This window comes from Lysinibacillus sp. NPDC056959 (genome assembly GCF_042674095.1).
GTDB classification, from domain to species: Bacteria; Bacillota; Bacilli; order Bacillales_A; family Planococcaceae; genus Lysinibacillus; species Lysinibacillus zambalensis.
On the sequence record NZ_JBHURE010000004.1, the window covers coordinates 181,725 to 195,321 of the forward strand.

The following is a 13,597-nucleotide window of genomic DNA, read 5'->3' on the forward strand; positions in this document are numbered from 1 at the left end:
TTTATCTGTGCGAAAGCGTAGCGACAGCAACAACAACAAAGCGCCTAGCCGGAACAGAAATCAACCACTCGTTTTGGTGACGAGCCATTATATGAAGGAAAAATGAACACATGAGGGGGATGTGGAAATGGTTCTGAATCAAGAAAATACAATGTCCCAACAGTTAAAACGTAATTTTATGGAATTGACTAGCAGGATGACAAAGAATGAGGCAATTGAGGAATCAAATCGCTGCCTTTATTGCTACGATGCACCATGTATTAAAGCTTGTCCAACGAGTATTCAAATACCGAATTTCATAAAAAAAATTGCTTCTGGTAATATGAAGGGCTCTGCTACGACTATATTAGAAGCAAATCCAATTGGTGCAAGCTGTGCAAGGGTTTGTCCAACGGAGGAACTATGTGAAGGGGCGTGTGTGTTAAATTCCTCAACAAAGCCAATTAAAATTGGAGAGCTACAGCGCTATGCAACAGATTGGGCAATGGAAACGAATGCTCAGCTATTTAAGCAAGGGCAAAGTAATGGGCAGAAGGTAGCGATAATTGGTGCAGGTCCCGCTGGTTTATCGGCTGCTCGAGAACTTAGTCGTTTTGGCTATCATGTCACAATCTATGAGGCTGAAGCAAAAGCTGGCGGTTTAGGTAACTATGGTATAGTGTCGTTCCGTTTACCGAATGAAGTCGTTGATTGGGAAATTGAACAGATTGAAAAGCTTGGCGTAGAAATCAAAACAAACACAACTGTCGGCGTTGATATTTCTGCTGAAGAAACCTTGGAGCAATTTGACAGTATTATTTTAGCAGTTGGTATGGGAGCTGTTCCAAATCTAGGCATTGAAGGAGAAGGCTTAGAAGGTGTACATGATGCGATAGAGTTTATCAGAAAGACAAAAATGGGACCGCTTACAAAAGATGTTGTTGGGAAGCGAGTGGCTGTCATTGGTGCTGGTAATACCGCGATTGATGGTGCTACATGTGCAATGCGCTTAGGTGCTGACAATGTTCAAATTCTTTACAGAAGAACCCAAAAAGAAATGACTGCGTACAAATTTGAATATGAATTTGCCAAGCAGGATGGTGTGGAGTTTAAGTGGCTGACAGCACCGAAAAAAATTGTCGGTAATGAGTCAGGTGAGGTTGTAGGTATTGAATGTGTAAAAATGAAGCTCGGTGAAGCGGGTGCTGATGGTCGACAAAGGCCTGAAGAGGTGGAAGGCTCCAATTTTATTATTGAAGTGGATACTGTTATTAAGGCAATTGGGCAAACACGTTTTGTGTCACTGATTGAAGCTTTTGGGCTCCAGCATACAAATGGCGTTGTCGATATTGATGAAACGACAATGCAAACTTCGAATGACAAAGTATTTGCATGTGGAGATGTCGTCTTCGGAAATGGCCAGGGCGAGGCGATGGTCGTAACAGCTGTACAGCAAGGAAAAGAAGCAGCATACAAGATCCATGAACGTTTAACTTCTTTCAGCGGAAGTCTCCCACATCTATAGTTGGTGAGATGAATGCAGATTTTATGAAATCCAAGTGAGATTGCATAAGGGAGGAACTAATATGGCAGACTTACGCATTGACTTAGCAGGCATCAAATCGCCGAACCCATTTTGGCTAGCATCAGCACCACCAACGAATTCAGGCTATCAAGTACAACGCGCATTTGAAGAGGGATGGGGTGGTGCTGTTTGGAAAACGTTGGGAGATCCGATTCTAAATGTTTCTTCACGCTTTGCAGCTGTTAGCTTTAACGGACAAAGAGTAGCGGGCTTCAATAATATTGAACTGATTACGGATCGTCCGCTAGAGGTAAATTTAAAAGAAATTTATGAAACGAAAAAAAGGTTTCCAGATCACGCGATAATCGCTTCCTTAATGGTGGAGCCTAAGCAAGAAAAATGGCATGAGATTGTTAAACGAGTCGAAGATGTGGGTGTTGATGGTCTTGAGCTTAACTTTGGGTGTCCACATGGGATGGCAGAACGAGGAATGGGCTCTGCCTCTGGTCAAGTACCTGAATTGGTGGAAAAGCAAACGCATTGGGTGAAAGAGGCAGCAAAAACACCAGTAATAGTGAAGCTAACGCCAAATATTACCGACATAACGGTAACAGCAGAAGCGGCCACAAGAGGCGGAGCAGATGCGATTAGTATGATTAATACGATTAACAGCTTAGCGGGTGTTGACTTAGATACATGGAATACAGTGCCTCATGTAGCAGGAAAGGGTGCGCATGGTGGCTATTGTGGTCCGGCCGTTAAACCAATTGCACTCAATATGGTTGCAGAATGTGCTCGTAATCCATTAATCAATGTTCCGATTTCGGGTATTGGTGGTATTTCCAACTGGCAAGATGCTGCTGAGTTTATATTAATGGGAGCAACGGGCGTACAAGTTTGTACAGCAGCGATGCATCACGGTTTTAGTATCGTTGAGGATATGATTGATGGACTCAATAACTATTTAGACGATAAAGGGATTGCCTCTGTTATGGATTTAGTAGGTCGCTCAGTTTCCAGATATTCTAATTGGGGTGACTTAGATTTAAATTATAAAATCGTAGCTGAAATTAATAATGATGTTTGCATTAACTGTAACAAGTGCCATATTGCATGTGAGGACACATCGCATCAATGTATCGACTTATATACAGAAAATGGTCGCCAAATGCTGAAAGTTCGAGAAGAGGACTGTGTAGGCTGTAATTTATGCTCAATCGTTTGTCCGGCAGAGGGTGCTATTACAATGGTTGAACGTCCATCTACAGTTCCACCTATGACTTGGAATGAACGTCAAACTCTGATTAGTAGTCTATCTAAGTAATCCTCTAAAATCAATTTCGACTTTACGTAATTGTGTTCGGAGGCTAAATCTTCATTCGTATGTGCTGGGACACTAACTAAATGGAGCCATATCTGTATTCATCTCATTACCTTCTAAGGTGGGTGTACTTTGCCGAATGAAGATAACTGAAATTCCAACTTCCTTTAGCAACGTTGAAGGAAGGAATAACCTCATGTAAGTTGTCACGGAAATTTGATAAAAGAAGGAGAGATTAGATGGAACGTGAAGGGAATTATTTAAAATCCCCAGATTTACTTCCAGTGACACATCAACAAAGAAATATTGGAACATTTGGTTTTGCAGTAATTTGGATAGGTATGGCAATTGTATTAGCTGCTTTTGCAATTGGTGGCTCGGCAATCATAAACTTGCCGTTGCCGATGGTGATTTTAGCAACGTTGATTGGCTCTTGTTTAATCGGTGTATTTATGACGTTAATCGGTGATATAGGCATTGAACATGGCTTATCATTCCCGGTTTATATGCGTGCTCCATTCGGTACATTTGGCACACATATCCCGTCACTTGTCCGCGGTGTAACGGCTGCATGTTGGTTCGGTCTGAACACTTATTTCGGTGCATTAGCTATAAACGGTATTTTAAATTTACTTTTTAATTTTGATAATTGGTTTATTTGTTTCATTGTCTTTGCAGCACTTCAGTTATTTAATACATCACTAGGTATTAAATCTATTGAACGCTTTGCAGATTTGGCAGCACCAGTAATTATTTTAATTTCTTGCTGGATGTATTATACACTGGCAGATACTGCGGTAGCACAAGGGAAAAATATTTGGACATGGGTGGAAGCGCCAACAACAGGTTTCACGGCCTTCACTGCATTTATGGTAGTGATCATGGCAAATATGGGCTTTTGGTCGACGCTAGCAGCCGACATGCCTTCACTTTCACGCTTCTTTAAAGCACCAAAAAATGAACGCAATTGGTTCAAACGCAATAAAACACAGCTTGTTGGTTCATTAATCGTTATGCCGATTACAAATACTTTCATTGTGACAATTGGTGCTGTTTGCTATATGGCTGTTGCCTCAGCTGATCCAATCAATGCATTACAGCAAAGTGCAAGTGGCTTTATTTTAGGCATTTTACTGTTAATGATTGTGTTAGCACAATGGTCAACTAACACCTCTGCAAATGTTATTCCAGCCGCAACAATCTTCTCAAATGTTGGTGGTCCAAAAGTGCCGTTTTGGGTTGGAGTTGTTATTGCAGGAATCATTGGTATCCTAGCACAGCCTTGGAGTTTATTTGATGTATTAGTCAATGCACTTTTAATTATCGGAGGAATTCTAACAGCCATCGTTGGTATTTTATATGCTGATTATTATTTAATACGTAAGCGCCGCGTGTATGTAAAAGCACTGTATGAATTAGATGGTCAATTTAAATATTGGAACGGCTTTAACTTAGCTGGTTTAATTGCTTGGATTATTGGTGGTGCAATAGCAAATATATTCTCCACTTATTCTTCATTAGTAGGGTTCTTTGTAGGGGCACTTGTATATTATGTACTAGCGAAATATTGGTGGTTTAAAAAATACCCTCAAGCTGAGCTTGAAGATCCAAGCGATGCAAAATATTTAGGAATTACAGTTGGTCACAATTTGGATGAACTATTTGGGCAGCAACAAATGCCAACTCCAACTGTTGTTCCAGATGAGGATGACAGCGTTGAACAACCAGATCCACTGTTAGAAATAAAAGGTGCTGAATAAAAATTAAACACCAAGATATTCACAAAAAAAGTGAGGTGATTGCATGTCAGAACATCAACAAAGCACAGAGGAAATAAAAAAAGTAGATCAATATTTAGATAGTGGCTATAAAATCAAATATGTTTATGAAAATCTAAGTGGAATGTTTGTAGAATTTGCCCGTCAAGAAGAAGTTATTCTGATGCAAATTCTAACAGCAGATGCACGCAAATACTTCTCTGCAAAGCTCCAAGAACAGACGTTATTGCAATAACAAAATTAACTCTATTCCATTCACCGTCTTTCATGAAGGAATAGAGTTTTTTACGTTATAAAATAGGTTTTTACATAAAGTTTGATTCCAAGATGACAGTGTTGCTAAAAGTGATGGATAGAGCAGCAAAAGCGGATAAAACCGCTGAGGCGACGGATAGAACAGCCAAAGTCGTGGATAGAACCGTCAAAATCGTGGATAGAACCGTCAAAGTGATGGATAGAACAGTCAAGGCGACGGAAAGAACCGTCAAAGCGACGGATGGAACAGCAAAAGCGGAAAGAACAGCCGAAGCGACGGATGGAACAGCCAAAGCGGAAGAATTGTCGAAGCGACGGAAAGAACGGTCAAAAGGTGGATAGAACAGCCGAAGCGACGGAAAGAACGGTCAAAAGGTGGATGGAACAGCCGAAGCGACGGAAAGTACCTTCAAAATGCCCTCCAGATCTCTTGTTGTATTGCCGTAATTTATGTTTTTCCTAAAAATACAATTGTGTTTTTCTACAGAATTTATTATTATTATTAAATAATTCATTGTAGAAAGAACTTCGAAAAGAGGCGTAATTTGTGGCAAATAAAGAGTTAAATAGGGGATTAGATGCACGTCATATCCAAATGATTGCTCTTGGAGGTACTATTGGCGTAGGTTTGTTTATGGGGTCTGCTAATGCCATTCAGTGGACAGGGCCTTCCGTGCTCCTTGCATATGGTATAGCAGGAATATTTATTTTCTTCATTATGCGAGCAATGGGAGAAATGCTTTATATGGAGCCAAGTACAGGTTCCTTTGCAACATTTGGCTATAAATATATCCACCCATTAGCTGGTTATTTAACGGCGTGGAGTAACTGGTTTCAGTGGGTTATTGTTGGGATGTCAGAGATTATAGCAGTAGGGACTTATATGCAATACTGGTATCCTGATTTGCCAGCATGGATTCCGGGATTAATTGCAATGATTATTTTAGGTGTTGCCAACTTTATTTCTGTTAAAACTTTTGGAGAATTTGAGTTTTGGTTTGCCATGATTAAAATTGTAACGATTGTTTTAATGATTGTTGCAGGCTTTGGGCTTATTTTCTTTGGGATTGGTAATGAAGGCGTGGCAATCGGATTATCGAACCTTTGGAATCATGGAGGTTTCTTTACAGGCGGCTGGACAGGTTTCTTCTTTGCGTTATCATTAGTAGTTGCAGCCTATCAAGGTGTTGAGCTCATTGGGATTACAGCAGGAGAAGCGAAAAATCCTCAAAAAACTATAACGAGTGCGATTCAAAGTATTATTTGGCGTATTTTAATATTTTATATCGGTGCAATCTTTGTCATTGTAACAGTTTATCCGTGGGATGAATTAGGTACGATCGGTAGCCCGTTTGTTGCAACTTTTGCAAAGGTTGGAATTACCGCTGCGGCAGGTATTATTAATTTTGTGGTCATTACAGCAGCGATGTCAGGCTGTAATAGTGGAATTTATAGTGCTGGACGTATGCTATATACACTTGCCATGAATGGACAAGCACCTAAATTTTTTGCGAAGCTTTCTAAAAATGGTGTTCCCATTTTCGGTACAGCAGGTGTGCTATTTGGTTTGGTTATCGGTGTTATTTTAAGTTATGTTGCACCAGGAAATTTATTTGTCTATGTATATAGTGCTAGTGTATTACCAGGGATGGTTCCATGGTTTATTATTTTAATCAGTCAAATACGATTTAGAAAAATAAAAGGTGAACAACTCTCTAAGCACCCATTCAAAATGCCTTTAACACCATTTACAAACTATTTAACGATTGCCTTTTTAATAATGGTGCTAATCGGTATGTGGATTAATGATGATACGAGAGTTTCACTAATTGTGGGAATTGTTTTCTTAGTTCTTGTGATCATGAGCTATTATGTTTTTAGAATTGGAAAAGATCGTCCCGTTAATAAATAATGAAATGTTAAAAGGGTGTATTTCTCTACTATGAGATACATCCTTTTTCCTTTTTTGATAGAGATATAGTTTTTCAATACAACAAAAGGGACGCTCCATTAATAATTGGATTGTCCCTTTCAATTATTTTTCTTTTCGCATAATAAAGCTTAAATGTCTGCCTGCCTGTTTATCTTGGCGGTAGGAAAACCCATCTGGGCTGAGAAATGTGCACGTTGAATCAATCAATATTTGCTTTGAAGGAATACCTACAAGCTCACATTGTTTTTTGACAGTTTGTTGATTATCGATATGATATTTATTTGTTTCTGCATTGTAATACATAAAGTCTTCAGCATAGCCTAGATTGTGGAATTTTTCATAAACATCTGTATCCACCTCAAACTTCTGCTGACTGAGTGCCATACCGATTTGAACGTGAAAATCTTGAGGATTACAATGCTCGTGTTCCATCAAATGTTGGAAAAGCTTTAATGTAACTTCCTTGACAGTTCCTTGCCATCCTGAATGTACCACACCAATAAGACCATTGACTTCATTATAAAAAATGACAGGTACACAATCTGCTGTAAAACTACATAAAAGTAAATTCGATTCTACTGTATAAAGTGCATCGGTATTACTAATGGCATTGTCCATCTTTTCAGCGCCACGTCCTTTATCAGAAGTCGTGACTTTGTGGAAATTAGCACTATGTGTTTGTTGCGTGCAAATAAAATCATGTAAGTCACAATGCAAAGTAGTTGCCAGTTTTTTTCGATTTTCTAGCACATCAGCTTCATGTACACATGTATGCAATGCCATATTGTTTTGTTCTAGTTCGATATCATTTTTTAAAGTAGTGCCTGCGATAAATTGGTCATTATCAAAATAAATTTTAGTTTTCATAACATCACCTCGTTTTACTATATATGATTAGTTCCTGAATGTATAGGCGCTTACTCTGAGATTTTTAAGAGCCTAGTTGTACAAACCTTTGACATAAATAATAGATTTCTTCACATATAGTATCGAAGAATCATTATTAGGAGGAAGGAGTTTGTATATATGACGCAAGAAAAATTCCTACTGATTTGTCAATTAGGAATGGGGTTATTTTGGATTATTACATACATACTAATCATCAAACAAGGATTACAAGATAAGCGATACGGGATGCCCATGGTTGCAATTTGTGCAAATATTTCATGGGAATTTATTTTTTCATTTATGTATCCACAAAATGACTTGCAACGGATTATTACGTTACTGTGGTTTATTTTAGACATTTTTATTATGATGCAATTTTTACATTATGGTCATAAGGAATATAAAAAAATAGTTCCAAGGAAAATATTTTATTCATCTTTTTTGATCACACTAGTAGTAAGCTTTTTTACGATTTTAGCAATGGTGCATGAATTTAATGATCTAGAAGGCAAGTATGCCGCATTTATACAGAATTTGATGATGTCAGGATTGTTTATTGCTTTGTTTTTACAAAGAGGGAACTTAAGTGGCCAATCAATGGGCATCGCTGTTTGTAAAATGATTGGAACGATGTTTGCTGCAGTTGGTTTCTATATGTATTTTAGAACACCGTTGATTACTATTATTTCGCTTGCGACCCTTATTTATGATTGGCTTTATATCGTATTAATTTATAGATTTTATGTGAAATATGCTAATTCACCTTCATTTCAAAAATAAATAAAAATGATGAAATGAAACACACTATCAACAATACACGAATAAGATGTCTCTGTAGTATGACGATAGGGTGGTGTTTTATTTGAAAAAGAAGTGGATGACCACATTTTGTATTATTTGTACGATTGGGCTAGTGGGCTGTCAGGTGAAATCTGCGGATGAGAAAAAGCAAGAACAACCAATTCAAGAGTCAGAGCAAAAAGCTGAGGATTTAAAAAAGCCTGTTGCCATTGAACAACAACAAACAGAGTCTGTCGTTGTTGAAATTGTAGACCCTTCTACGAAAGCTATCATCCAAACAATTTCACCGAAAGAAATGGGCTATGAGCGTGATAAACAATCGTATACAAAGCAAATTGAGCAATTAGCAAAAGAGTTGGCGAGAGGGAATGAAAAAGCGGCTGGCTATGATAAGCGTATGATACTCGATAAGCTGGACGATCAAGGGAAGCTAATGAAAGGTAGTCCTTTAATTGTTTTAAAAGAAAGTGAATTAGTAGAGAGAATATTAGAAGCATCAGCTACCGGTGGTAAAGTGGAGATGCCTCTTTATATTACTGAAAGCGGATATTATTTTGAAGATATCCCCTATCTAGAAAACGTAGTTGTAGCATCCTATACAACTTACTTCAATACCGATGATGTAGGCAGAAATAAAAATATTGAGCTTTCTGCGAAGGCAATCAATAATGTTATCGTTGGAAGTGGAGATTATTTCTCGTTTAATACAGTAGTTGGCCCTAGAGACGGAGCGAATGGTTATCAGCCTGCACCAGAAATCATCAACAAAAAGGTTGTGATGGGCATTGGTGGAGGTATTTGTCAAACGTCTTCTACCTTGTTTAACGCAGTTGATCAAATACCAGTTAAATTTGTAGAACGGCATCACCATTCTTTAGATGTAGGGTATGTTCCAAAAGGAAGAGACGCTACTGTTTCTTATGGTGGTTTAGATTTTAGATTCCACAATACCAGTGATGTACCATTTTTAATAAAAGCTAACTATAGTAAAAACTCTCTTACAGTTGAGGTAAGAACAGCAGAAAAATTTGTAGAAATCTTGAAAAAGTCATAGTAGTTTTTCAAAGACACTTAAGCTAAAGGTGTCTTTTTTTGGTGTCATGCTATAGTTAAATTAAGAAACTTTAGTATAATCGTGTTATTGGAAAAGGGGAAAATTAATGCATCCAAAGCTACATGCGACAATAGATTCTATCGATTTTTACCAGGTAACATACCCTGAAGATGCTTGTATTATAGTTGCTGATACTGAGAAGGTCATTGCTTACAAGCCAGGTAAACAAGTGGACTTAAAGATTAAAGTTGGTGATCCTGTAGCGAAGTATCGTGGAACAACAACTGAAAAGTCTCTAAGCCTAGGAAAGTTTATGAGGGAAGAGCGAGGTTCTGAAGATTTTGGAATGGCGTATATTGCATCTGCACAGCCTATTTTTGATGGTGGGAAAGTAATCGGTGTGTTAAGTGCCATTATTTCGTATCCAAGTTTTCAGAATCAATGACTGGCGATATTCAACAAATCAATACGATTGTTATTTAGTAAAAGATTTAGCTATGAAATCTAAAATTCTTGGATTAAATGCATCCATAGAGGCTGCTCGCTCAGGTGAGCATGGACGAGGCTTTGCTGTAGTAGCATCTGAAATACAGAAAATGTCGCAAAGTAGTACGGATAGTGCCGAAAGCATTACAAACCAATTAGAAAGCATTAAACAATCTATTGATCAAGTCAATGAATTTGCGAATCAAATCGCAATGTTTACCCAGCAATTTTCTGTGAGTATGCATGAATTAACCGATGCATATAAAGGAATTAATAGCACAGCAGAAAAATTAATGCATATAAGCGAAGTAAAGGCCTAATAACTTCAAGCAATTATGCCTCAGCATAATTGAATAGGATAATAGCAAATTAATCGCTATTATCCTCATTGTCTAAATAATAGTCAAAATTTCTTGTGGTGTAGCAACTTTGTAATCGGGTTCTTCTTGTTGCACAACTTCAAAAGAGTCATATCCCCAACCAACCCAAATAATAGGCACTCCCGCTTTTTTGCAGGCTGCGATATCTCTTTGTTCATCACCAATGTATAAAACTTCTGATGGTGTAATGCTTGTGTCCTTTAAAAATTTCTTGATCACTTTATCCTTTCCAAAAATTCGGTTTGAACAAAGAACATCCGACACACAATGAATGCCGTTCATTTTTAGAAATTCTAAAATATTCTCCTGTGAATTGGAGGAAATGATAAGTATTTTATAGCCTCTTTTATCAATTTCCATTAGGACTTCCTTCATACCGTTATAAAGATGAACATCATTTAATGACTGGCGATATAAGCGATAAAATTGAGGTAAAATCATCGGCAATTTATACATAGGAAAGTCGAATAATTTACTTCGTTCCGCTATAGATAATTTTTTCAACGATTCAATTTCCTTTAACTCTATTCCTTTAAATTTATATTTTTGCGCAATTGTATTCCAAGCTGATGCTAACACTGCCGTAGAATCTGCCAATGTTCCATCAAAATCAAAGATAATATATTTCATGTAAACTAACTCCTTTATAATCTAGTTGTAAAGACGTTTAATTTTTAAAAATGTTACTGCCTATACTTAAAAAAATGACATGATTATACAGGATATGAAACAACGGAGTACAAATAACTCTAGATGAGCAATTTTTTCACTAATAATTATTTTTGGATCATCACCATAATTTGTGGTTGATTCGGGCGCTTTGTTGTTGTTGTTGTTGCTGTCGCTACGCTTTCGCACAGATAAAACATTTGCTGTCGCTACGCTTTCGCACAGAGCAAAGCTTCCTAGAGGCATCCGATGAGCTGCTTAAGGCAATGGATGTTTATTGTGCGAAAGTGAAGTGCTAACGTAACGTCAGCAACAACAGGATGGCCACAAAGGTCAGGACGTGATGTAGTCTAGTCCTACATGTGAATGGGGCATCATGACAGAAACTTACAATTGATTTTGAGATTTATCTGGATAAATTAATTAAGTAGTGGTATCGTAAGAAATAGCTAAATAAAAATATCCTTCAGGGTAGGGTGAAATTCCCAATCGGCGGTGATGAAGCAATTCAAAGTCCGTGAGCGCAAGCTGATTTGGTGCAAATCCAAAACCGACAGTTATAGTCTGGATGGGAGAAGGGTAAAAGTAAGACCTTTTTAAATTCGCTTGAGTTTATAAGGTTTATTTGATTATGCTTTTATGTAAACTACTTCCCATCGTTTAAGTTGGGAAGTTTTTTTATCTTTATTTAGTAGATGTTTGGACACCCACTAAATAAAGATAAAGCCTCCGGTGGATATCACGGACTTTGAAAGGAATGAATTGTGCTGGTACAATTCAAAATCCTGATGCAATTACGCCAAGGCGAAATTGATTTATTATTTAGCTAACAAATTGAATAGCAGTAGTTCTTCGGGGTAGGGTGAAATTCCCAATCGGCGGTGATGAAGTAATTCAAAGTCCGTGAGCGCAAGCTGATTTGGTGCAAATCCAAAACCGACAGTTATAGTCTGGATGGGAGAAGAACGATGAGATGGTAGCCTAAGGAAAAATTTTGTATCCTTAAGGTTTATTTGTTGACGTCTTATTTATATGAACTCCCAAACCCCTTTAATCAAAGGGGTTTTTTATTTGAACAGAAATTTTTGATTGAGGGAGGAGGTACATAGGGCTCCAAAAATGGATAATTAAGCTTAGACCAATGAATGGAAGTGGGTGAAAAAATGTTTACAGGAATTATTGAGGATATTGGTACCGTAAAAACCTTGCAAAGCGATAGAAAAAGTATGGAAATCACTGTTATTTCAAAGAAAATGGTAGAGGATGTAAAGCTTGGGGATAGTATTGCGGTCAATGGTGTTTGTTTAACAGTCATATCTTTTAATGATCAGGAGCTTACGATGGATGTAATGCCTGAAACGGTAAAGGCAACAAATTTACAGCAGCTAGCAATAGGAGATCCAGTAAATTTAGAGCGCGCTATGTCAGCGAATGGGCGATTCGGTGGTCATTTTGTATCTGGGCATGTAGACGGAGTAGGGAAAGTAGTACGAAAGCGGCCGTTAGCAAATGCAGTTTATATTGATATAGAGCTATCAAAGGAGTTAACGAGTTTCTGTATTCCAAAGGGCTCCATCACAATTGACGGAACGAGCTTAACAATCTTTCAAGTTGAGAAAAACGGTGTCACAGTATCATTGATACCCCATACGTACAAGGAAACAATTTTAGGTATGAAGAAAATTGGTGATCTCGTCAATGTCGAAACCGATTTAGTAGGAAAATACATTTTACATCAACTTAAGTATGGTCAGGAACCGCCGGCCATCACAAAAGACTTCTTAGCACAAAACGGATTTTAACCAACAAGGAGGTGGCGAAATTGCTACATTCGATTGAAGAAGCAATTGAGGATTTAAAGCAAGGAAAGATAATTATTGTAGTAGATGACGAGGATCGGGAAAATGAAGGGGACTTACTAGCACTTGCGGAATTTATGACACCTGAAACGATTAACTTTATGGCTACCTATGGAAGAGGCCTTATATGTACGCCAATTTCCCAGCAGCTTGCACAAAAATTAGCATTAAACCCTATGGTTAGTGTGAATACAGATAATCATCAAACAGCATTTACCGTTAGTATTGATCATGCTGACACAACTACTGGAATTAGCGCCTTTGAACGGGCAATGACTATACAGAAAATGCTCGAACCACAAGCTAAAGTTGCGGATTTTCGTAAACCAGGCCATGTATTCCCACTAATAGCAAAGGAAAATGGTGTATTAGAGCGTAGGGGACATACGGAAGCTACAATAGATTTGGCAAAGCTTTGTAATAGCGTTCCAGCAGGAGTTATATGTGAGATTATGGGCGACAATGGCAAAATGCTACGCTTTAATGATCTCGTTAAATATGCAGCACAACATCATCTAAAAATGATTTCAATTGAAGCATTGGCAACATATCGTCAACAAATAATGGAAGAAAACACAATGACTATATAAAAAAGGTTATCACCAAAAGTTGTGGATGATTTTTGTTAAAAACGTATAAAGTTAATCTTCGTTCTGGCTTGTTAACTCC

At 37.8% G+C, this 13,597-nt stretch carries 12 protein-coding genes, 1 pseudogene and 2 riboswitches; of the genes and pseudogenes, 11 read left to right on the forward strand and 2 right to left on the reverse strand.

Going from position 1 to position 13,597, the window contains the following annotated elements; all coding sequences use genetic code 11:
• Positions 1–127 precede the first annotated feature (127 nt).
• From ACFTQ7_RS07105 to ACFTQ7_RS07130, 6 genes are all read left to right on the forward strand, one after another.
• Positions 128–1,504: an NAD(P)-dependent oxidoreductase gene (locus ACFTQ7_RS07105; RefSeq protein WP_386827903.1), complete on the forward strand. Its 1,377-nt coding sequence runs from the start codon at positions 128–130 to the stop codon at positions 1,502–1,504.
• Between the two features lie 61 nt (positions 1,505–1,565).
• The gene (preA, locus tag ACFTQ7_RS07110; RefSeq protein ID WP_386827904.1) at positions 1,566–2,828 is read left to right on the forward strand and encodes an NAD-dependent dihydropyrimidine dehydrogenase subunit PreA; all 1,263 of its coding nucleotides are present in this window, start codon (positions 1,566–1,568) and stop codon (positions 2,826–2,828) included.
• A gap of 236 nt (positions 2,829–3,064) precedes the next feature.
• Positions 3,065–4,585 (forward strand): NCS1 family transporter, encoded by a 1,521-nt coding sequence (locus tag ACFTQ7_RS07115; RefSeq protein ID WP_386827905.1) that lies wholly within the window; start codon positions 3,065–3,067, stop codon positions 4,583–4,585.
• A 43-nt stretch (positions 4,586–4,628) separates the two neighbouring features.
• Positions 4,629–4,838: a hypothetical protein gene (locus ACFTQ7_RS07120; RefSeq protein ID WP_132359178.1), complete on the forward strand. Its 210-nt coding sequence runs from the start codon at positions 4,629–4,631 to the stop codon at positions 4,836–4,838.
• A gap of 173 nt (positions 4,839–5,011) precedes the next feature.
• Complete coding sequence (locus tag ACFTQ7_RS07125) at positions 5,012–5,200, forward strand: hypothetical protein (protein WP_386827906.1); 189 nt, start codon at positions 5,012–5,014, stop codon at positions 5,198–5,200.
• A gap of 205 nt (positions 5,201–5,405) precedes the next feature.
• A complete protein-coding gene (locus tag ACFTQ7_RS07130; RefSeq protein WP_349660796.1) occupies positions 5,406–6,770 on the forward strand; it encodes an amino acid permease in 1,365 nt (454 codons plus the stop codon).
• A gap of 123 nt (positions 6,771–6,893) precedes the next feature.
• On the opposite strand, the gene pgeF is transcribed toward ACFTQ7_RS07130, so the two are convergent.
• Positions 6,894–7,658, reverse strand: a complete 765-nt coding sequence (gene pgeF, locus ACFTQ7_RS07135) for a peptidoglycan editing factor PgeF (RefSeq protein ID WP_386827907.1) — start codon at positions 7,656–7,658, stop codon at positions 6,894–6,896.
• Positions 7,659–7,817: 159 nt separating this feature from the next.
• Between pgeF and ACFTQ7_RS07140 the strand changes: the two genes are divergently transcribed.
• From ACFTQ7_RS07140 to ACFTQ7_RS24875, 3 genes and pseudogenes are all read left to right on the forward strand, one after another.
• Positions 7,818–8,459 (forward strand): transmembrane-type terpene cyclase, encoded by a 642-nt coding sequence (locus tag ACFTQ7_RS07140; protein ID WP_386827908.1) that lies wholly within the window; start codon positions 7,818–7,820, stop codon positions 8,457–8,459.
• An 82-nt stretch (positions 8,460–8,541) separates the two neighbouring features.
• Entirely contained in the window at positions 8,542–9,534 is a 993-nt protein-coding gene (locus ACFTQ7_RS07145; RefSeq protein WP_386827909.1) for a VanW family protein, read from the forward strand.
• A gap of 106 nt (positions 9,535–9,640) precedes the next feature.
• Positions 9,641–10,340, forward strand: a pseudogene (locus ACFTQ7_RS24875) (methyl-accepting chemotaxis protein).
• Between the two features lie 72 nt (positions 10,341–10,412).
• Here ACFTQ7_RS24875 and ACFTQ7_RS07160 read toward each other — a convergent pair.
• Positions 10,413–11,030: an HAD-IA family hydrolase gene (locus tag ACFTQ7_RS07160; RefSeq protein WP_386827912.1), complete on the reverse strand. Its 618-nt coding sequence runs from the start codon at positions 11,028–11,030 to the stop codon at positions 10,413–10,415.
• Between the two features lie 497 nt (positions 11,031–11,527).
• Positions 11,528–11,653, forward strand: a riboswitch (FMN riboswitch).
• Positions 11,654–11,913: 260 nt separating this feature from the next.
• A riboswitch (FMN riboswitch) is annotated at positions 11,914–12,039 on the forward strand.
• 193 nt (positions 12,040–12,232) lie between these two features.
• Between ACFTQ7_RS07160 and ribE the strand changes: the two genes are divergently transcribed.
• Both ribE and ribB read left to right on the forward strand, forming a co-directional pair.
• Positions 12,233–12,871: a riboflavin synthase gene (ribE, locus tag ACFTQ7_RS07165; RefSeq protein WP_386827913.1), complete on the forward strand. Its 639-nt coding sequence runs from the start codon at positions 12,233–12,235 to the stop codon at positions 12,869–12,871.
• Positions 12,872–12,891: 20 nt separating this feature from the next.
• Positions 12,892–13,518 carry a 3,4-dihydroxy-2-butanone-4-phosphate synthase gene (gene ribB / locus ACFTQ7_RS07170; protein WP_483869433.1) on the forward strand — a complete coding sequence of 209 codons (627 nt, stop codon included), beginning with the start codon at positions 12,892–12,894 and terminating at the stop codon, positions 13,516–13,518.
• The last annotated feature ends 79 nt before the right edge of the window (positions 13,519–13,597 follow it).